Source organism: Mesorhizobium sp. L2C066B000, from assembly GCF_000502335.1.
In the GTDB taxonomy this organism is placed as follows: Bacteria; Pseudomonadota; Alphaproteobacteria; order Rhizobiales; family Rhizobiaceae; genus Mesorhizobium.
This window is the reverse complement of the sequence record NZ_AYWZ01000007.1, coordinates 147527-168391: the sequence shown is the minus strand read 5'-3', so window position 1 is coordinate 168391 and position 20865 is coordinate 147527. Positions and strand designations below refer to the sequence as shown.

Genomic DNA, 20865 nt, shown 5'->3' with positions numbered 1-20865 from the left:
TTTTCAAGCCATCACTTTCAGATGACGAAGTACCAGTTGGCGAGCAGCATCACCACCACGCCGGCGACCAGCGTCAGGTAGGGCAGCATGCCTGCCTTTTTGACCGAGAGGTCTGCGCCCGCCATGCCGAGGTCGGCCAGCATGTGGTCGGGGAACTTGCCCTTGTCTTGGACGTAGTGCCGGTAGCAGAACACCGGGATGATCAAGGCGGCTGTGATCAGGCCGGCCCAGAGCGCCATCGGGTTCCACACCTTGGCGCCGGCGCCCATGAAGATGGCGTTTACATAGGCGAAGATGGCGCCGAGGCCGAGCAGCCAGCTCGGCGCCTTCCAAGGCCGGTTGATGTGGCCGTTGTCGATGCGGTGGATCCAGCCGGCATTGAGGTTGAGGAAGTTGAAGATGATGTAGCCGCAGTTCGACACGGCGAGGATGAAGAAGAAGCTCGTCGCGTCGGCCGAGGCGATGGCCAGCACGATCAGGTTGAAGACGAGATCGGTCCACATGGCGCGCGTCGGCGCGCCATGCTCGTTGACGTGGCTGAGATAGCGCGGCAGCCAGCCATCGACCGAGCCCTGGTAGAGCGTGCGCGACGAGCCGGCCATTGCCGTCATGATGCACAGCACCAGCGCCAGGATCATCAGCATCACCAAGAGGCTGTGGATCAATGCGCCACCCCCGACCATGCCGGCCAGTGCATCGGCGACACCCGAGCCGTCGACGATCGGCGTCGCCAGCATGCCGTTGAGGCCCAGCACGCCCTGGAAGGTGAAGGGCACCAGGATGAACAGAAGCATGCAGAGCAGGCCGGAATAGAAAATCGCCTTGAACGTGTCGGTGCCCGGGTTCTTGAACTCCGATGTGTAGCAGACGGCGGTCTCAAAACCATAGGTCGACCATGCGGCGATGAACATGCCGCCCAGCACCAGCGTCCAGCCGGCAATGTTCCACGAGCCGGGCTCCGGCGCGTAAGCCGCCGCCAGCGGCACCAGCGGCGAAAAGTTCGCCCAGTTGATCTGGCCGGTGACGATCGGCACGACACCGACGATCAGCATCGGGATGATGACCAGGAGGCCGATATACTTCTGCACATTGGCGGTGCCGAGAATGCCGCGATGCTGGATCGAGAAGATGATCAGCATCAGCACCGCGCCGATGAAGAAAGTGGCATTGAGGGTGAAGGAGACAGGACCTAGCGTGTGGCTGAACAGCGTCCAGTTGCGGATCGCCGGCGTGGCCGCCGCGGTCACCGCGGCGATGGCGTCGGCAGGCACCGTTCCGGCATGCGCCGCGATATAGGCGACGACGTCCGGCGACGCCTCGGTGAACAGCGGCACCGGCGCCAGCGCGTTGAGAATATAGGCGGCGGCGATCGAGCAGCCCAGCGACAGCACCGGCGACCAGGCGAACCAGTTGCACCACACCGACAGCGGCGCGATGAACTTGGAATAACGCAGCCAGGCGGTGGCGCCGTAGATCGAGGCGCCGCCCGACTTGTTCGGGAACAGGCCGGCGATCTCGGCATAGGTGAAGGATTGCAGGAAGCCCATGATCATGGAAGCGATCCAGATCCCGAAGGCCAGCGTTCCCGTCGTTCCGGCAATGCCGCCGATCGAAAACAGGACAAGGGCAGGAACGCCGCTCGCCACCCAGAAGGCGCCGCGCCAGTCGATGTTGCGGAGCAGCTTGCCTTCAGCGGGCTGCTCCAGGGCAGTGGTAATCGTGCTCATCTGTCTGAATTCCCCATTTTGTGTTCCCGGCCGGTGATGCCTCGGCTTCGCGAAGCTTGTTCCCCGGTACATGACCGCACGACTCCAGTGTTTCCACTCAGTCGTATTTTTTTCTTAACAGTGAAGATTGATCCGGCGCGCTTTCACGTCAAGTGATTTGTGGCGTCGTGCACATCACGGTTGCGAAACGCTCGCTTTGTCCTTCTCCCCTTGTGGGGTGAGAAGCGGTCCGCGGTAGCGGACGGAAAGCCAATTGCTTTCGAGCTTCGAACGCCCTGAGCCTGCGAAGGGCCGGGGGTGCAACCCTCAGGATCGCGGCCTGGTCTTTTGCGGATCGTAGTGGGCGAAGGCCACGACGCGCGCCGGCAGCCGCTTGGCATGACCGTCGAGCTTGCCGATCTCCACCTCTGTGCCGATTGCCGCGTGGGTGACGTCAAGCCTCGCCAGAGCGATGTTTTTGTTCAGCACCGGCGAGCGCATGCCCGAGGTGACGACACCGATCTGGGCGCGGCCGATATGGACGCAATCCCCATGGCCGACGGCGACATTGCTGTCGATGTCGAGGCCAACGAGCTTGTGCTGCGGATGTTCCTTGCGCCTTATCAGAGCCTCGCGGCCGATGAAATCGTCGGTCTTGGCCTTCAACGGTACGGTGAAGCCAATGCCCGCCTCGAACGGGTCGGTCTGGTCGGAGAATTCGTAACCGGCGAAGATCAGCCCGGCTTCGATGCGCACCATGTCGAGTGCCTGCAGGCCCATCGGCTTCAGCCCGTGCGGCTGGCCGGCCTCCCAGATGGCATCGAACACTTTTTCGGCGTCGCGTGGGTGGCACCAGATTTCGTAGCCGAGCTCGCCGGTATAACCGGTGCGCGACACCACGACCGGAATGCCATTGCCGCCGCCGATGCGCGCGACAGCGAAGCGGAACCATTCGAGTTCGTCGATCGACGGTTGCAGCGGCGAGGTCCAGACCACCTCTCGCAAAATGTCACGGCTCTTCGGCCCTTGGACAGCGACATTGTGCATCTGGTCGGTGGACGAGCGCACCAGCACGTTGAGGCCAAGCTTCTTTGCCGTCTCGCGCAGCCATTCGCCGGACAGGTCATCGCCGCCGACCCAGCGGAAATTGTCCTTGCCGAGCCGCAGCAGCGTGCCGTCGTCGATCATGCCGCCATGCTCGTAGCACATGGCGGAATAGACGACCTGGCCGACGCCGAGCTTCTTGACGTCGCGGGTCAGCGTGTATTGCAGCAGCGCTTCGGAATCGGGACCGGTGACCTCGAACTTGCGCAGCGGCGACAGGTCCATGATCACCGCGTCCTGCCGGCAGGCCCAGTACTCGGCGATCGGCCCCTCTTTGGCGAAAGAATTGGCCAGCCAATAACCCCGGTATTCCACGAAGTTGCGGGTGTGCTTGGCGAAGCTTGAATGGAAGGCGGTCTCGCGGGTCATTTTCGGTTCCGAATCGGGCGTCATGCGTCTGGCGATCGCTCGCGAGAATTTGTGTTGGCCGGAATAGGTTCGCACATGGATGTCGGTCGGGTTCCAGCCATTGGCCGGTGTCGTGTCGTCGGGACAGGCGGAGGAGACGCAGACGATGTCGGTGAGCGCCCTGAGCAGGACATAGTCGCCGGCGCGCGACCACGGCTCATCCGACACCATGACGCCATGGGCGTCGATCGCCGTGTTGAAGAAGAAGTTGATCGCCATCCAGCCGGCACGTGGGGTGACACCCTTGTCGGCCAGCGCGCGGTTGAAATTCTCCGAGCAGTTGGTGTGGCCGGGATAGCCGATGTCGTCGTAATATTTGGCGGCACACGCCAGCGCGAACGCGTCATGCCGGCCGCATGTGTCCTGGATAACCTCGACCAACGGCTCCATGTCCTGGTCGTAATATTTCGAGTGAAGGCCGGGCATCGGGTAGCTCGACCCCATCAGCGTGCGCGTCGTCGTTACGTCGAGCGGATGGTCCAGCCCCTTGTCCAGCTTGCGCGCCGAGAAGCACTGGAAATCGGTGCACTGGCGGCCGTCGACATCGATGATCTGCAGGTAGTCGCCCGCCTTGACGAAATAGGATTCGGCCGTCGCCGAATGGACGCGCAGGTCTAGCACCGGATCGGCGAGCGGATCGGCAAGCTGCGACTTCGTTTTCAGCCGGATGGTGTTGCGCCGCACGAGAACGGTGAGCGGCGTTGCCGTATCATGGCCGTCGACGAGCATCGGCCCGCCGGGTGCGGCAATCAGCATCGCGCCGTCGCGCGTGACCGTGAATGCCTGCTCGGTGCCGGCAGGCGTTGCGCCGCCGAACACACGCACCGCCTTGGGCTCGTCGAGCTGCACCTGGCGCTCAAGGCCACGACGGACGGAAGCCAGGCTGTCATCGCCTCCGGCCAGAAGCGCCTTGATCCCGGCGGCATTGCTGTTGGACTTTTCGCCGAGGATGGAAGGATCGGTGGCGCCGGTCCTGTCCCAGGCCAGCAACTCGCAAGCCTGCCCGCCCTCGACATTGCGCACGGTGAACGTATCGCCGGCCTCGACCTCGATCAGCACCGCGCCATTCCCCAGGATAGTATGGCGCTCCATGCCCGGCGGCAGCGCGATCTGGCCGGGCCTCAGGATGAGGCTCGGCCGCGGCGGCCCGGCTGTCACTGAAGGGTAGGGCGACTGGCTCATCTCAGCCTTGCGGTTACAGAAACAAGTTTGCCTGTGTGTAAAATTATTTTAGCAGCAAGAATAGCAGCGCGGTTGGGTTTGGCAAGGTGGAGGTGGCGTTCTCGACGCGGTCGCTGCAGGTTAGACCCTTCCAATCAAACCCATCTTCCGAACGCCAGCGCCGCCCCTCATCTGGCTGCCGCCATCTTCTCCTCGTAAACGGGGCGAAGGATGCTGTCGTCGCCGGTTTCGCCAATCGCCAGCGTTGCAGGACGAGCGCCGAGGCTGCGACCAGCTTCTTTCTCCCCGTCACTATACGGGGAGAAATGCCCGGCAGGGCAATGAGGGGCGGCGCCAACATCTGAAACTATCGAGCTAAAGCTCCTCGGAATGCCCGATAGCCACACCATACTCCGCAGCCGAATCCAACATCGTGTGCCACAGACTTTCGGCAAACGTCGCAAACACCAGGAGGTTGAACACCGCCTGCCCATCCGCCTTGTCACCACCACGCCAGAGCGTGACGCTGGTGTGATCCATCGAGGTCGCGGCAGCAGCGCCAACCGGAAACGCATCGGGATGCAAATCAATCGACGACAGTTTCGCCAGCATGGCGCGCGCCTTGAGGCCGCAGATGCTGATCAGCACGCGTGCATGCGATTGGTCGGATAGCGAAGCGGAAGATGCAAAGGTCTGAGCGAGCACCTCAGTCCTGCCACCCTTCGACAGGACAAAAAACTGATCCGGTCCCGACCAGATCAGCGTCGCATCAGCGGTGCCAACTGCCTTCGGCGTTTCCGGAGCCGCGACGCCGAAACGAGCGTTCGCGGCCTCGGCCAAATCACCCGCCTTGCCGCGCCGTGCCATCACCTGGACGAGGTCGAAATTGCGGATCTCGGTCAGCGACACACCGGCATCGCCTTGCGGGCCGCAAGCGCCAGGAGCGAGCGCGCGCTCGAGCGGGCTGCGAACATCCCAGAAAAAGTCAGCCACGCTGGCGCCCTCCATCGGGATCGTAGAAGACGGGATTGCAGAGTTCGATATCGTAGTCTTCACCGCGCAGCGGATCATGCGCGTGGACGATCTCGCCGATGCGTTCGCGGCCGCGCTCGACAAGGCCGAGACCGATCCACTGGTCGAGCGTCGGCGAGAAGCAGACCGAGGTGACGTAGCCCAGGTCGTTATCAGGCCCGGGCGTCTGGCCCTTCGGGATGATGTGCGCGCCGGAGCGCAGGCGGCGCGCCTTGTCGACCGGCTTGATGCCGACCACGACCTGCCGGTCCGGCGCCACCAGCGCCTCGCGGCCGGCCATGACGCGACCGATGAAATCCTTCTTGGTCGACATCATCTTGCCGAGGCCGAGATCGGCGGCGGTCGTCGTGCCGCTCAGTTCCGGTCCGGCGACATGGCCCTTTTCAACGCGCATGACGCCGAGGGCTTCTGTGCCATACGGCGTCACGCCGAACGGTTTTCCCGCCAGCATCAAATTGCGTGCCATCGCTTCACCGTAACGCGCCGGCACCGAAATCTCGAACGCCATCTCGCCGGAGAAGGAGATGCGGAACAGCCGCGCCTTGATGCCGCCGCGCAAAGCGACTTCGCGCACGCCCATGAATGGAAAACCTTCGTTCGAAAGGTCCTCGGCAGGGTCGACGATTTCCTTCAACAGGTCTCGCGTCCTTGGCCCGGCAATCGAGAATTGCGCCCACTGGTCGGAGACCGAGGTCAGTTGCACGTCGAGTTCGGGGAATAGCACCTGCCGGCAGAATTCGAGATGCTGCATCACCAGCCCGGCCTTCGCCGTGGTCGTGGTGAGGAAATAATGGTCATCGGCCAGCCGCGAGGTCGTGCCGTCATCATAGACGAGGCCGTCCTCGCGCAGCATCAGCCCGTAGCGGGCTTTTCCCACGGCAAGGTTTGAGAAGGTGTTGATGTAGACGCGGTCGAGGAAGGCGCCGGCATCGGGGCCGTGCACATCGATCTTGCCCAGCGTCGACACATCGCAGAAGCCGACGCCGCCGCGCACCGCCTTGACCTCGCGGGTGACCGATTCCAGCCAGTCTTTCTCGCCGGCGCGCGGATACCATTGCGCGCGCTTCCACAGGCCGGTGTCGACAAAAATCGCGCCTTGTTCGGCCGCCCAGTGATGCGACGGCGTCAGCCGCGTCGCATGGAAATTTTCGTCGCGATGGTGGCCGGCAAAAGCGCCGATGGCGACCGGCACGTAGGGCGGGCGATAGATGGTCGTGCCCGTCTCGTGAATGGATTTGCCCGTTACCGCCGCCATGATGGCGAGGCCGGCGACGTTGGACGTCTTGCCCTGGTCGGTCGCCATGCCGAGCGTGGTGTAGCGCTTCAGGTGCTCGACCGATTCAAAACCCTCGCGCTGCGCCAGCTCGACGTCGGACGCGGTGACGTCATGCTGCTGGTCGACGAAAGCCTTGCCTTTGCCAGCGACATGCCAGAGCGGGGTCAGCGAGAACGCCTCGTCGTCGGCGACCGGTGCCGATCCCGCATTGCCGATCCGGCTGGCGTCATGCGCCGCTGCGGCGCCGGCCTCGAAACCTGCGCGCAGGCAGGCGCCTAGCCCGAAGTCACCATTAGCCGCACCTGCGGCGACCATACCGGGCGGCGCGCCGTCCGGCACGAAGGCGGCGATGTCGTCGCGCCATTTCGGCCGGCCGCGATGGTATGAGGTCAGCCCGACCGCCGGATTCCAGCCGCCGGAAACGGCAAGCCCGTCGGCCTCGACCTCGGCGCGCGCGCCGCCGGTCAGCGACACCGCTATTTTTCTTACGCCGTCCTTGCCGCCGTCGACGCCGCTGACCGAACCATGCAGCACGGTGAAGCCGTTCCTGGAAGCGAGAGAACGATGGGCAGGCGAGACGTCAGGCCGCGCGTCGATCACCGCCGCGATCTGCAGCCCGGCGCCGAGTGCCGTCTCGACCGTGCGCCAGCCATCCTCATTGTTGGTGAACAGCGCGATCCGCTTTGCCGGCGTCGCCGCATAACGTGTGACGTAGGTGCGGATGGCGGACGCCATCATCACGCCGGGCGTGTCATTGCCGGCAAAGACGATGGGACGCTCAATCGCGCCGGCGGCGACGACGCAGCGCTTGGCCACGATGCGCCACAGGCGCTGGCGCACCTGATGCTCGGGCGGCACCGGCAGATGATCGTTGACCCGCTCGATCGCGCCATAGGTACCGCCGTCATAGACGCCGAACAGGGTCGTGCGGGTCATGATGCGGACATCCGGCATCGAGCTGAGCTCGGCCAGTGTGCGCGACAGCCACTCCGCGGCCGGCAGACCGTCGATCGTGCCGCCATCCGACAACAGACGGCCGCCGGGCGCAAAATCTTCTTCGCACAGGATGACGCGCGCACCGCTGCGGCCTGCAGCGAGTGCGGCGGCGAGACCGGCCGGACCGGAGCCGGCGATCACCACATCGCAATGCGCCCAGGCCTTGTCGTAGTGATCCGGATCGGGGGTGACCGCCGCGCGACCCAGACCCGCGGCGCGTCGGATCGCCGGCTCGTAGACCATTTCCCAGAATTTTGCCGGCCACATGAAGGTTTTGTAGTAGAAGCCGGCGACGAAGATCGGTGCGAACAGCTGGTTCACCGACATCACATCGTGGCGCAGCGACGGCCAGCGGTTCTGGCTGGCCGCTTCGAGGCCTTCATAGAGTTCGGCCGTCGTGGCCTTGGTGTTGGCCTCGCGCCGTGCGCCGGTGCGCAGTTCGACCAGCGCGTTGGGTTCTTCCGAGCCCGCAGTCAGAATGCCGCGCGGACGATGGTATTTGAACGAGCGGCCGACCAGCTTGACGCCATTGGCGACCAGCGCCGACGCCAGCGTGTCGCCCTGGAAGCCGGAAAATGTCGTGCCGTCGAAGCGGAAGGTGAGGGGGGTGGAACGGTCGATGAGACCGCCGGATGAGAGACGATGAGAGGTCACGATGTCCAGCCTCTGATCCATATGGTGTCATGGCGAAGGATGGCGCCGCCCCTTACCCTCCCCCTTGTGGGGAGGGTCGCTGCGCAGCAGCGGGGTGGGGGTGCGGCACCGACCCCCACCCGGACCTGCGGTCCTACCTCCCCACAAGGGGGAGGTAGGGGGCTGGCGCTTTTCGCGACGGCTGTGGTCTCGACAGAATAGCTCATGTCTCCACCTGGCTCGCACCAGCCCCCGCCGCCGGTTCCACCGCCGAGATCTCGTGCGTCAGCGTGTTGCGGGTGACCTTCAGCCAGGCCCGGCAGCCACCGCCGTGATACCAGTTCTCTGCCATCACGCCGGCGATGTTGTCGCGCAGATAGACGTAGTCGTAGACAGCATTCTCGCCGGCACCCGCCGCCGGCCGCGCCGGCTTGGCGTCGCCGAGATAGCTGAACTCGCCGAGTTCGCGTTCGCCGCAGAAGGGACAGACAATACGCATCTCGCCAGCCTCAGTGCAGGTTCGGTTGGGCGCCCTGGCCCTTTTCGTCGATCATGGCGCCAGTCCGGAAGCGGTCGAGCCGAAACAGCGCCGCCTCCTTGTGCGTTTCGTCACGCGCCAGAAGATGGGCAAAGACGAAGCCGGAACCGGGCGTCGCCTTGAAGCCGCCATAACACCAGCCGGCGTTGAGGTAGAGCCCGTCGACCGGCGTCTTGTCGATGATCGGCGAGCCATCCATCGACATGTCCATGATGCCGCCCCACTGGCGCAGAAGCCGCACGCGGCCGATCATCGGGATCAGCGCCATGCCGCCTTCGCAGACATCTTCCATCACAGGCAGATTGCCGCGCTGGGCGTAGGAATTATAGCCGTCGATGTCGCCGCCGAAGACCAGCCCGCCCTTGTCGGACTGGCTGACATAGAAATGCCCGGCGCCGAAGGTCATGACGCCAGGAATGAGCGGCTTGATCGCCTCCGAGACGAAAGCCTGCAGCACATGGCTTTCGATCGGCAGGCGCATGCCCGCCATCGCTGCGACACGCGACGATGACCCGGCGACTGCCATGCCGACCTTGCCGGCGCCGATCTTGCCGCGCGACGTCTCGACGCCAGTCACCTTGCCGTTGCCGTCCCGGACAAAGCCGGTGACCTCGCAGTTCTGGATGATGTCGACGCCGAGTTCGCTCGCCGCATGGGCATAGCCCCAGACCACCGCGTCATGCCGCGCGGTGCCGCCGCGGCGCTGCAGGAGGCCGCCCTGCACGGGAAAGCGCGCATGGTCGAAATTCAGGAACGGCAGCATCTTCTTCAGCGCTGCCTGGTCGAGCAGTTCGGCATCGATGCCATTGATGCGCATGGTGTTGCCGCGCCGCGCATAAGCGTCGCGCTGCGCATCGGAATGATAGAGGTTGAGGACGCCGCGCTGGCTGACCATGGCGTTATAGTTGAGGTCCTGCTCCATCCGCTCCCAAAGCTTCATCGAAAGCTCGTAGAAGCCGGTATTGCCGGGCAGGCCGTAATTGGAACGGATGATGGTGGTGTTGCGGCCGGCATTGCCGGAGCCGATCCAGCCCTTTTCCAGCACGGCGACGTTTCTGATGCCGAACTCGCTGGCGAGGAACCAGGCGGTGGCGAGCCCATGGCCGCCGCCGCCGATGATCACCACATCGTAGTGGTCCTTGGGCGCCGCATCGCGCCAGGTGCGCTGCCAATTCTTGTGGCCGGAAAGGGCAGCACGGGCGAGCGAGAAGATCGAATATTTCATCAGGTCATTCCGAGGTCGCTCGCACAGCGGGGACGATTATATGTCCAGCGTGTGGTCGCGCTCCCATTGCGTGAAGTGCGAAGCATAGGAATTCCATTCCTGGTGCTTCAGCTTTAGATAAGCCGACGAGAATTCCTCACCCAGCGCCGCCTTGAGCGATTTGTCCTTGTCGTATTCGCGAAGCGCGTCGAGCAGATTGAGCGGCAGCTTCGGCGCGCCTTTCACCGTGTGGCCGTTCTGGTACATGTCGATGTCGTAGCGCTTGCCGGGATCGGCCTTGGAGCGGATGCCGTCGAGACCGGCGGCAATGATGACGGCCTGCAGCAGATAAGGGTTTGCGGCGCCGTCCGGCAACCGCAGCTCGAAGCGGCCGGGGCCGGGCACGCGCACCATGTGGGTGCGGTTGTTTCCGGTCCAGGTCACCGTGTTCGGCGCCCAGGTGGCGCCCGAAATGGTGCGCGGCGCGTTGATGCGTTTGTAGGAGTTCACCGTCGGGTTGGTGATGGCGGCCAGCGCCGAGGCATGTTTCATGATGCCGCCGAGGAAATTCTTGCCCTTGGCCGACAGGCCGAGTTCCATCGCGTTATCGGCAAAGACGTTGACCTTGCCGGCCTTGTCCCAGACCGAAATATGGGCGTGGCAGCCATTGCCGGTCAGGCCCTGGAAAGGCTTTGGCATGAAGGTCGCGCGCAGGCCGTGTTTCTCGGCCACCGACTTGACCATGAACTTGAAGAAGGAGTGCTTGTCGGCGGTGGCGAGCACATCGTCGAAGGCCCAGTTCATCTCGAACTGGCCGTTGGCGTCCTCATGGTCGTTCTGGTAGGGGCTCCAGCCCAGCGCCAACATGTGGTCGCAAATCTCGGCGATGACATCGTAGCGGCGCATCACCGCTTGCTGGTCGTAGCAGGGTTTTGAAGCCGTGTCGTATTTGTCGGAGATGACGCTGCCGTCCGGCGAGATCAGGAAGAACTCTGCCTCGACGCCGGTCTTGACATGCATGCCGTCAGTGGCGGCTTCCGCGATCAGCCGGCGCAGCGTGTTGCGCGGCGCCTGCTCGACTTCCTTGTCGTCCATGATGCAGTTGGCGGCGACCCAGGCGACATCGGGCTTCCACGGCAGCTGGATCACCGAATCCGGATCCGGCACCGCCAGCATATCAGGATGCGCCGGCGTGAGGTCGAGCCAGGTGGCGAAACCGGCGAAGCCGGCGCCGTCCTTCTGCATGTCGGCGATCGCCTGCGCCGGCACCAGCTTGGCGCGCTGGCCGCCGAACAGGTCGGTGTAGGAAATCATGAAATATTTGACGCCGTTCTCTTTGGCGAATGCGGCGAGATCGTTCCCCATTATAGTTCCTCGCTTATTTTGATATGTTTTTTAGAAGCCGTTTTTCCCCGGTATCCAGTTGGTGCCGGCCAGCGGCACGCCGGCCATGGCGGCGGCTTCGATGGTGAGGGCTACGAGATCCTCGGGCTCGAGATTGTGCAGGCTGTTCTTGCCGCAGGCACGCGCAATGGTCTGCGCCTCCAGCGTCATCACCTTGAGGTAGTTCGCGAGACGCCGTCCCGCGGCGACCGGATCGACCCGCTTCATCAGTTCGGGGTCCTGCGTGGTGATGCCCGCGGGGTCGCGGCCCTCGTGCCAGTCGTCATAGGCCCCGGCGGTGGTGCCGAGCGCATTGTACTCCGCTTCCCAGCGCGGATCATTGTCGCCGAGTGCGACCAGCGCTGCCGTGCCGATCGACACCGCGTCCACGCCGAGCGCCAGCGCCTTGGCGACGTCGGCGCCATTGCGGATGCCGCCGGACACGATCAGCTGCACCTTGCGGTGCATGCCGAGATCCTGCAGCGCCTGCACCGCCGGCCTGATACAGGCAAGCGTCGGCTGGCCGACATTTTCGATGAACACTTCCTGCGTCGCCGCCGTGCCGCCCTGCATGCCGTCGACGACGACGACATCGGCGCCGGCCTTCACCGCAAGTGCAGTGTCATAATAGGGGCGGGCGCCACCGACCTTGACGTAGATCGGCTTTTCCCAGTCGGTGATCTCGCGTAGTTCGAGGATCTTGATCTCGAGATCGTCCGGCCCGGTCCAGTCGGGATGGCGCGAGGCCGAACGCTGGTCGATGCCTTTCGGCAGCGTGCGCATTTCGGCAACGCGATCGGAGATTTTCTGGCCAAGCAGCATGCCGCCACCGCCCGGCTTGGCGCCCTGGCCAACGACCACTTCGATGGCGTCGGCGCGGCGCAAATCCCTGGGGTTCATGCCGTAGCGCGACGGCAGGTACTGGTAGACCAGTTGCTTGGAATGGCCGCGCTCTTCCTCGGTCATGCCGCCGTCGCCGGTGGTGGTCGACGTGCCTGAGAGTGTGGCGCCACGGCCGAGCGCTTCCTTGGCCGGGCCGGACAGCGACCCGAAGCTCATGCCGGCAACGGTGATCGGGATTTTCAGCTCGATCGGCTTCTTGGCATAGCGCGAGCCCAGCACCACCGACGTGTCGCACCGCTCGCGATAGCCTTCCAGCGGATAGCGCGAGATCGAGGCGCCGAGGAACAGCAGATCGTCGAAATGCGGCAGCTTGCGCTTGGCCCCGGCGCCCCTGATGTCATAGATGCCGGTCGCCGCGGCGCGGCGGATTTCGGAAAGCGTGTAGTCGTCGAAGGTCGCGGATTTGCGCGGCGTCGTCGGCGGGTTCTTGTAGGTCATGCTGCCTCAATACGCGTCGGCGTTGTCGATATTGAAATTGTAGAGCGTGCGCGCCGAGCCGTAGCGCTTGAATTCCGACGGCTTGACGCCGGTGACGCCGGCGCGGTCGAGCAGTCCCTGCAGCAGTTCGATATGCTCGGGCCGCATCTCCTTGGCGATGCAGTCGGCGCCCAGGCTTTCGACCTTGCCGCGCACGAACAGCCGCGCTTCGTAGATGGAATCGCCAAGTGCGTCGCCGGCATCGCCCAGCACCACCAGATTGCCGGACTGCGCCATGAAGGCCGACATGTGGCCGATATTGCCGTGCACGACGATGTCGATGCCCTTCATCGAGATGCCGCAGCGCGACGAGGCGTTGCCCTCGATGACGAGCAGCCCGCCCTTGCCGGTGGCGCCGGCATACTGGCTGGCGTCGCCCTTGATGACGATCGAGCCCGACATCATGTTTTCGCCGACGCCAGGTCCGGCCGAGCCGTGCACGGTGATGGCAGCGCCGTCATTCATCCCGGCGCAGTAGTAGCCGACGCTGCCGCGCACATCGATGCTGACAGGCTGGTCGACGCCGACCGCAACCGAATGGCTGCCCTTCGGGTGCAGCACTTCCCACGCCGTTTCGTTGGAGCCGGGCGTCAGATTGTGAAGCGCCTGGTTGAGCTCGCGCAGCGACGACACATCAAGATCGAAGACCCGGGACGCCTGGTCTTGCGCCGCCTTCGAAAGTTTGGTTGCCGGCATGGGCTCAATGCTCCCAGAAATAGACGGTTGCGGGTTCCGGCTCCCAGACCCTCGCATTGTCTATGCCGGGCAGCTTGGTCAGCGCCCGATATTCCGAGCCAAAGGCGACATACTGGTCGGTCTCGGCCATGACGGCGGGCTTGCAGGCGATCGGATCGCGCACCACGCCGAAACCGTTCTTGGTGCCGACGACGAAGGTGAAGAAGCCGTCGAGGTCGGACAGCGTGCCTTCCAGCGCCTCGCCGAGGTTCTTGCCATGCGCCATCTGCGACGAGAGATAGGCGGCGGCGACCTCGGTGTCGTTCTCGGTCTCGAATTTCATGCCCTCCCGCACCAGCTCACGCCGCACATTGTTGTGGTTGGACAGCGAGCCATTGTGCACCAGGCACTGGTCGGCGCCGGTCGAGAACGGATGCGCGCCCATAGTGGTGACGGCCGATTCCGTCGCCATGCGGGTATGGCCGATGCCATGCGTGCCGGTCATCGAGCGGACGTCGAAGCGGTCGACGACCGCTTCCGGCAGACCGACTTCCTTGTAGATTTCCACCGCTTCGCCGGCGCCCATGATGCGCACGTCGGGGCGGATTGACTGCAGCGCTTCGCGCGCGGCATCGACCTTGTCGGGCGCGGTTCTCAACACTGCATGGGTGGACTTCACCGCTATGCTCACCGGCGCGCCGATGGCCTTCGCGAGTTCGGCGTCGAGGCCGCGGAAATCGCGCTCGGGCTTGGCGGACTGGATGGTGATCTTGGCTTCATTCCTGGAAGGCGCGCCATAGATGGCAATGCCGGCGCTGTCGGGGCCGCGATCGCTGAGCGATATCAGCATCTGCGACAGCATCGAGCCGAGCTGCGGCTCAAGCGACTTGTCTTTCAGAAAAAGTCCGACGATTCCACACATGTCAGCCTCCCGGCGTTACCACTAGACGATGATGTATCGAATGCGTCGTGCGAATTCAATCATATGAAAAAAATATTCCTGTAGTTACGTATGCGGTTCGATGCCGCTTGGTGCACTATCGCTGCCGTCGCGGGCGCTGTGAACCCATGTAGCGGTGCGGATGCGGGCGATTTTGTAGGCGTCGAGGATCGACAGCGCATAGATCAGGAAGCCGCCGGCGTGGCGGCCGACGAAGCTGGCGTCGGCCGGCGCGATCTTGGCTGTCACCCAGGCGAGGATCACCATGAAGAACAGGAATTGCAGGCCGCGCACAGGCACGCCCAGAATGACGTGGCCGCTGGCCGGCAAGACGATTGCGGCGCCGAGCACGAGATAGGGGTTTGCCGGTGGGGGTAGGGGGGCGTTCATGCCACCTGCCTTTCCTGTCTGTTGATGGCGTCGCGCAGCCCCGAGGCTGAGGTGAGCAACCTCTCGACCAGCGCCGGATCCAGCCTTGTGCCGCCGAATGCAGCCTGCCGGAACACGCCGTAGCGCGCCCGTTCGGCCTCGGCCAGCAGCCAGACGATGCGCACGCCGTTCGGGGTGATCAAGAGTTCCTTCGCGCGGCCTTCGGCAAAGATGTCGAGATGGCTGGCGATCAGGTTCTGCGGAAAGCGCGCCGCCCTGAGGTCGGTTCGCAGCACGGCTTCAGCCGGAAATCCCGGAGCCTTCGGCAGCGTATGCTGAAGATGATCGAAATTGGAGAAGGTCGTCGGCGAGCCCGGCCGCATCATCATGTCGAAGGTCGCCGGCACCGCAACCGGCTCTGTGATCGTGACACTCAACCATCGCGCCGGCAGCTTTCGCGTCGCCAGCGTGTCGACGATGGTGCGCAGCTGCACGCGCTGTCCGTTCCACGAACCCGCCCAGGTGACAACGCCGGCTGTGCCATCGGAGACATCAACGGCATGTGTGATGACGGTCCGGATACTGGCTGCCTCGGCTGCAAGATCAGCCTTGGCCTTTTTGCGGCTGGCGCGCGCATGCCAGGCGAGGTGCAGGACGAGAGCCACGGCGACCGCCCCGGCCAGCAATGCTGTCGTCACGTCAGACACCTCGTCACGCCATGCCCGCCCAAACCGGCAGGCCCTCTCCTGTCAATAGCCCTGCGGCTTCGGCCACGGCATGGTGAACTGGTCGCCGCGACGCACATAGCGGTAACGGTAGAAGTGGAACCACAGCGAGATCAGGAAGTAGAAGGCGACCATGGCGATCAGCTGCGTGCCGTAGCCGAGGAAGATCGCAAAGAAGGTCACCACGCAGAGGCAAAACAACACGATGGCCGGGATCGGGTGGAACGGGTGCGTATAGCCGCGGCGGATCGTGCCCAGCGGCCACTTTTTGCGGAACATCATGATGTTGATGCTCATGAAGGTGTATTGCAGCACGCCCGACAGGATCGAGAAGGTGATCGCCTGGTTGAGGTCGGCAATGAAGGCGAAGGCGAGCGCGATCGGCAGCAGGAACAGGATCGAGCGATAGGGCGTGCGGTATTTCGGGTGCACGGCCGAGAACCATGTCGGCAGATAGCGGTCGCGTCCAAGCGAGAACCACGCGCGGGCCGCATCGTTGATACAGCCATTGGCCGACGCCAGTGCCGCGAGCAGCGTGGCGACGAACAACAGGTTTTCCAGCAGCGGGCTGCCGGTCAGCTTGCCGGCGTCCCACAAGGGATAATAGGTGATACCGAGGTACTCCCAGGGCATCAGCGAGGCGCAGACATACCAGGTCATGGCGGCGGCGATCAAAAGCGTGATCATGCCGGCCATGGTGCCGTAAGGCAGCGAACGCGCCGGCGAGCGCACTTCCTCGGCGGCCTGCGTGGTGCCTTCGATGCCGAGATAGTACCAGATGCCGAACTGGAAGGCCGCGATGACGCCGATCCAGCCATAGGGCAGCGCATTGCCGGGGGTGACCAGCTCGTTGAGCTTCAGCACAGCACCCTGCGTCCAGGGGCTGACCGAGAAGAACAGGATAACGATCGAGACATAGGCGATCGCCGTGATGACGAAGTTGACGTTGAGCGTCATCAGCACGCCGCGATAGTTCAGCCATGCCAGCACGACGATGGTGGCGGCAATGAAGGAGTTGTGGGTGAGCCCTTCGACGCCGGCCTTGGCGACGATGGTGTCGCCGAGCAGGATGGCGTCCGAAACCTCCAGCATGGTGTAGGCAAAGACCAGGAACAGCGCGACGTTGAAGGCCATCAGGGGCCCGACAATGTGCTTAGCCTGCGCGTATTGGCCGCCGGCGGCGGCAACCGTCGATGTCACCTCGGAGTCGATCATGGCGACCGAAGTGTACAAGAGCCCGACCACCCAGCAGACGATCAGCGCCGCCAGTGCGCCGCCCTTGTCCGCCGAGAAATTCCAGCCGGTGAATTCGCCGACCAGCACGATGCCGACGCCAAGCGCCCAGACATGGGCCGGGCCGAGCACGCGTAGCAGTGAAACTCTGTCGCCGTGTATTGCCGGTTCAAGCGTGATCGTCATTTGTTCAATCCCCACTCAGATCCGGTGTTTTTCGGAAGCGGCTTCAAGCTCGCCTTCGCGCGAGGAAGTCAGCACCTCCTCGGAATAGGTCGTGTCGATCTTGAACCAGTCGTAGAGCATCCACAGCGCAAGCACGACCGAGATGCCCCACGATGCGTAAGAGAGTGCGACCCACATGAGCGTGCTTCCCCAAAATCTCTGGCGTTACTTGTCGTCGAACTTTTCGTTGATGACGTCGCGATATTCGCGGTCGGAGGCGCGGAACAGGAAGACGAAATAGCCGATCAGCACCGCCGCCATGATGATCAGCGTCGGCCAGTCGATGATGTAGTGGAAGCGGTTCTGGATGATGTCGTGCGCGGTCTCCGGCGTATAGCCGAGCTTTTCCCAGATCGAGGCCATGGTCGGGTTCTGTCCCAACGCTTCCCAGGTCTTGGCATCGAGCGCGTCGATGGATTTCGCCGCACCCGCCAGGCCGAGTTTCAATGGCAGCCACAGCGCCACGAAAATGGCGACCACGACGACCACGATATCGAAAATCTGCCCGGCCTTGCCTTGTTCCGGCGGCGTGTAGCGCGACATGTCTTCTACCCCTCAGGACGTTCTGTTTTCAGGACTTGCGGCTGCGGGCCGCGTCGGCGTTCTTGATGTCGAGACCGTAGATGAAGTCCTTGTCTTCCTTGTAGTGATTGACCATCGCCAGGATGGCGGCCGTGTTGAAGATCAGCACTGCGGCCGCCGCGATCGCGACGACGATCTTGATCCCGGTGTCCGGGATGTAGGGCCATGTCATCACGAGCACGAAGAGGATCGTCGCCCAAAGGCAGATGATCAGGAGCGCGGACCCGCGCAGGTCGGAACGGTACAGCACTTCGATGCGCTGCTGCAGGTCTGACATCGGTTTCCCCTTTTCCAGCGCCCGACCCCGAATTGGCCGCCCGCTGCCCTCTTTCAACAGAGTGAAATTTTTTTCATAAATTCGGGCCGAATCCAGCAATTGTCAAGCCGATTTTGCGTTGGGTTAACCGTTTGTCCCCAGCCGCGAATTTTGCCTGACAATGAAATTATTTGCTTGCGGGTATTGCGGCATCAGGACGTTTGCGATCAATATTCGACCAAATGCTCCCGCCTCCGCGCAGGGAGCCGGGAACACAATAGAATTTTCGAACGGAGGATTTGCGGATGACGGCATCCTGGAGATTTTCGACCCTGGCGGATCGCCATCGCGCGTTAGGCTCGAAGCTCGAAGACTGGAGCGGCATGGGCACCGCCTGGACCTACGACAAGGACGCCGACGAGGAATACACCGCCATCCGCACCAGGGCCGGGCTGATGGATGTGTCGGGCCTGAAGAAGGTTCACATCACCGGGCCGCACGCCTCACACCTCATAGACCTGGCAACGACGCGCGACGTGGAGAAGATCTATCCCGGCAAGTCGGCCTATGCCTGCATGCTGAACGAGGCCGGCAAATTCACCGACGACTGCATCCTCTACCGCACCGGGCCGAACGCCTGGATGGTGGTGCACGGCTCCGGCACCGGCCATGAGGAATTGCAGCGCGCTTCCGTCGGCCGCGACGTATCGCTGCGCTTCGACGACAATCTGCACGACCTGTCGCTGCAGGGACCGACCGCGGTCGACTATCTCTCAAAGCATGTGCCGGGCATTCGCGACCTCAACTATTTCCATCATATGCAGACGCAGCTGTTCGGCTTTCCCGTCATGATCTCGCGCACCGGCTATACCGGCGAGCGCGGCTACGAGATATTCTGCCGCGGCCAGGACGCCGGCACGATCTGGGACAGGATCCTCGACGAGGGCAAGAGCGCCGGCATCATTCCGTGCCGCTTCACCACGCTCGATATGCTGCGCGTCGAAAGTTATTTGCTGTTCTATCCCTATGACAACTCGCAGAAATATCCGTTCGAGAACGAAGGCCCCGGCGACACGCTGTGGGAGCTCGGCCTCGACTTCACCGTCAGCCCCGGCAAGACCGGCTTTCGTGGCGCCGAAGAGCATTACCGCCTCAAGGGCAAGGAGCGCTTCAAGATCTACGGCGTGCTGCTCGACGGCAAGCAACCCGCGGATGAGGGCGCGCCGGTCTATCGCGACGGCAAAAAGGTGGGCGTGGTCACCTGCGCCATGTATTCGCCGCTGGTCGAGAAATCGATGGGCATCGCCCGCCTCGACGTCGACTGCGCGGTCAAGGACACCAGGCTCGAGATCCGCAACAAGAGCGGTTCGATCAGGGCGACGGCGCAGCCTCTGCCCTTCGACGATCCCAAAAAAACCAAGCGCACGGCGAAAGGCTGAGGCACAATCGACAGCGAGGGTTTCGAGGTACGAAGTAGAGAATGGCAGCCAAAACGATCATCAGCCGGCCCATTTACGGAACCCTGTCCCCGCAGCCCGGCAAGCATCATCTTTTCGTGGCGGATGCGGAAGGCGCGCTGGCGATCGTCGATATGGCAAGGACGGCGCCCCCCGGCTTCTTCGACGGCGCCGAAATCGTCTTCATTCCCGGGGCCGACGGCAAGCACGTTGCCGCTCTTGAGGCACTGAAGTCCGCGCAATTTCATGTCGCGCCAACCTTCGCCAGCCTGCTGCCCAGGCTGAAGCAGACGCTTGCCAACGCGCATATGGGCCTGCGCCTCTATCTTGCCGGCACCGAAGGGCTGATCGGCCAGGCCATGCAGGTGGCGCTCGAAGCCGGCATCGATCATACCTCCATGCAGACCGAGCATCGCGGCTCATTGGCGCGGCGCATGCAGTGCGTGCATTGCAAAGGCATCACCGAAAATGTGACGACGCAGCCGGCCACCTGCGCGCATTGCGGCCTGCTGCTTCTGGTGCGCGATCATTATTCGCGACGGCTGGCAGCATTCCAGGGCGTCTGCATAAATGCCGAGGATCGCTCGGAGATTCCTCCCATCGAGGAGGTCTTCCCATGAGCGCCGGCACCACCAAGCTCGATGTCGTCGTCAGCGACGTCGTCCCGGTCAACGAACTGGTGACACGCTTCCATTTCCGCCGCCGTGACGGTGAGCTTTTGCCGACCTTTTCCGGCGGCGCCCATGTCGTGGTCGAGATGCGCGATGGCGACCGCACAAGGCTCAATCCCTATTCGCTGATGGGGTCGCCGCTCGACACCCGCGAATACACCATCTCGGTGCGCCGCGACGATGTCGGCCGCGGCGGCTCGCTGTTCATGCACCGGAGCGTCAAGCCTGGCCTGGAGATGGTGGTCAGCTACCCCGTCAATCTGTTCTCGCTCGACCTCAGGGCAAAGAAGCATCTGATGCTGGCCGGCGGCATCGGGATCACGCCGTTCATGGCGCAGACCGCGCAGCTCGCCGAGTCCGGCGGCAATTTCGAGCTGCACTACACCTGCCGCACCGCCTCGCTCGGCACCTATGCCGATGTGCTGCAGGAGCGCTATGGCCGTCGCGTCCGGCTCTATCACGACGACCGCGACGAGCGCATCGAACTCGACCGTCTGTTGTCCTCGCAGCCGCTCGGCACCCATCTCTATGTCTGCGGCCCGGCCGGCATGATCAACTGGGTGCGCGAGCGCGCTACGGCTCTCGGCTGGCCGGCGGAGACCGTGCATTACGAGCATTTCGCGGCACCCCAGCCCGGCCTGCCGTTCGACGTCACACTTGCCGTTAGCGGCAAGACCATCCGCGTCGGCGAGCAGCAGAGCCTGCTCGAAGCGATCGAGGCCGCCGGCGTCGATCCGCCCTATCTCTGCCGCGGCGGTGTCTGCGGCCAGTGCGAGACCAACGTCGTCTCGTATGACGGCAAGTTCATCCACAACGACCACTGGCTCAGCGAGGAAGACCATCGTTCCGGCTGCAAGATCATGCCGTGCGTGTCGCGCTTCGAAGGCAAGTCGCTGGTCCTGGAAAGATAG

The 20865-nt window shown here is 63.5% G+C and carries 19 protein-coding genes; 3 read left to right on the top strand and 16 right to left on the bottom strand.

What is annotated here, in order from left to right; translation table 11 throughout:
- Window positions 1–17: 17 nt before the first annotated feature.
- The 16 genes from X733_RS148795 to X733_RS148870 form a co-directional block, all read right to left on the bottom strand.
- Window positions 18–1727, bottom strand: a complete 1710-nt coding sequence (locus X733_RS148795) for an APC family permease (RefSeq protein ID WP_023684441.1) — start codon at window positions 1725–1727, stop codon at window positions 18–20.
- Between the two features lie 306 nt (window positions 1728–2033).
- The gene (locus X733_RS148800) at window positions 2034–4400 is read right to left on the bottom strand and encodes an aminomethyltransferase family protein (RefSeq protein ID WP_023819025.1); all 2367 of its coding nucleotides are present in this window, start codon (window positions 4398–4400) and stop codon (window positions 2034–2036) included.
- A gap of 354 nt (window positions 4401–4754) precedes the next feature.
- Window positions 4755–5372 carry a sarcosine oxidase subunit gamma family protein gene (locus tag X733_RS148805; RefSeq protein WP_031193443.1) on the bottom strand — a complete coding sequence of 206 codons (618 nt, stop codon included), beginning with the start codon at window positions 5370–5372 and terminating at the stop codon, window positions 4755–4757.
- Complete coding sequence (locus X733_RS148810) at window positions 5365–8358, bottom strand: sarcosine oxidase subunit alpha (RefSeq protein ID WP_023819023.1); 2994 nt, start codon at window positions 8356–8358, stop codon at window positions 5365–5367. The genes X733_RS148805 and X733_RS148810 overlap by 8 nt, the downstream gene beginning before the upstream one ends.
- 181 nt (window positions 8359–8539) lie before the next feature.
- Window positions 8540–8815, bottom strand: a complete 276-nt coding sequence (locus X733_RS148815; protein WP_023819022.1) for a sarcosine oxidase subunit delta — start codon at window positions 8813–8815, stop codon at window positions 8540–8542.
- 10 nt (window positions 8816–8825) lie between these two features.
- Window positions 8826–10079 carry a sarcosine oxidase subunit beta family protein gene (locus X733_RS148820; RefSeq protein ID WP_023819021.1) on the bottom strand — a complete coding sequence of 418 codons (1254 nt, stop codon included), beginning with the start codon at window positions 10077–10079 and terminating at the stop codon, window positions 8826–8828.
- Between the two features lie 36 nt (window positions 10080–10115).
- Window positions 10116–11423: a type III glutamate--ammonia ligase gene (gene glnT, locus X733_RS148825; RefSeq protein WP_023668553.1), complete on the bottom strand. Its 1308-nt coding sequence runs from the start codon at window positions 11421–11423 to the stop codon at window positions 10116–10118.
- Between the two features lie 30 nt (window positions 11424–11453).
- Window positions 11454–12782 (bottom strand): FMN-binding glutamate synthase family protein, encoded by a 1329-nt coding sequence (locus tag X733_RS148830; RefSeq protein ID WP_023668552.1) that lies wholly within the window; start codon window positions 12780–12782, stop codon window positions 11454–11456.
- Between the two features lie 6 nt (window positions 12783–12788).
- Entirely contained in the window at window positions 12789–13517 is a 729-nt protein-coding gene (locus tag X733_RS148835; protein ID WP_023668551.1) for a GXGXG domain-containing protein, read from the bottom strand.
- Window positions 13518–13521: 4 nt separating this feature from the next.
- Complete coding sequence (locus tag X733_RS148840; RefSeq protein ID WP_023668550.1) at window positions 13522–14418, bottom strand: glutamine amidotransferase family protein; 897 nt, start codon at window positions 14416–14418, stop codon at window positions 13522–13524.
- Between the two features lie 84 nt (window positions 14419–14502).
- Complete coding sequence (locus tag X733_RS148845) at window positions 14503–14826, bottom strand: hypothetical protein (RefSeq protein WP_023752575.1); 324 nt, start codon at window positions 14824–14826, stop codon at window positions 14503–14505.
- Window positions 14823–15512, bottom strand: coding sequence for a hypothetical protein (locus X733_RS148850; protein ID WP_023709931.1), 690 nt, complete (start codon window positions 15510–15512; stop codon window positions 14823–14825). The genes X733_RS148845 and X733_RS148850 overlap by 4 nt, the downstream gene beginning before the upstream one ends.
- 42 nt (window positions 15513–15554) lie before the next feature.
- Entirely contained in the window at window positions 15555–16949 is a 1395-nt protein-coding gene (locus X733_RS148855; protein ID WP_023668547.1) for an APC family permease, read from the bottom strand.
- A 15-nt stretch (window positions 16950–16964) separates the two neighbouring features.
- On the bottom strand, window positions 16965–17126 hold the full coding sequence (locus X733_RS1000000168200) for a hypothetical protein (RefSeq protein WP_023668546.1): 162 nt from the start codon (window positions 17124–17126) through the stop codon (window positions 16965–16967).
- A 27-nt stretch (window positions 17127–17153) separates the two neighbouring features.
- Window positions 17154–17531: a hypothetical protein gene (locus X733_RS148865; protein ID WP_023668545.1), complete on the bottom strand. Its 378-nt coding sequence runs from the start codon at window positions 17529–17531 to the stop codon at window positions 17154–17156.
- 28 nt (window positions 17532–17559) lie between these two features.
- On the bottom strand, window positions 17560–17946 hold the full coding sequence (locus X733_RS148870) for a hypothetical protein (RefSeq protein WP_245274443.1): 387 nt from the start codon (window positions 17944–17946) through the stop codon (window positions 17560–17562).
- Between the two features lie 185 nt (window positions 17947–18131).
- Here X733_RS148870 and X733_RS148875 point away from each other — a divergent pair, with 185 nt between their 5' ends.
- Genes X733_RS148875 through X733_RS148885 form a run of 3 tightly spaced genes read left to right on the top strand, consistent with a single transcriptional unit; the run spans window position 18132 to window position 20865 of the window.
- Window positions 18132–19265 (top strand): aminomethyltransferase family protein, encoded by a 1134-nt coding sequence (locus X733_RS148875; RefSeq protein ID WP_023684428.1) that lies wholly within the window; start codon window positions 18132–18134, stop codon window positions 19263–19265.
- 41 nt (window positions 19266–19306) lie between these two features.
- Window positions 19307–19903: a dimethylamine monooxygenase subunit DmmA family protein gene (locus X733_RS148880; protein WP_023668542.1), complete on the top strand. Its 597-nt coding sequence runs from the start codon at window positions 19307–19309 to the stop codon at window positions 19901–19903.
- Window positions 19900–20865 (top strand): PDR/VanB family oxidoreductase, encoded by a 966-nt coding sequence (locus tag X733_RS148885; RefSeq protein WP_023819019.1) that lies wholly within the window; start codon window positions 19900–19902, stop codon window positions 20863–20865. Before X733_RS148880 ends, X733_RS148885 begins: the two co-directional genes overlap by 4 nt.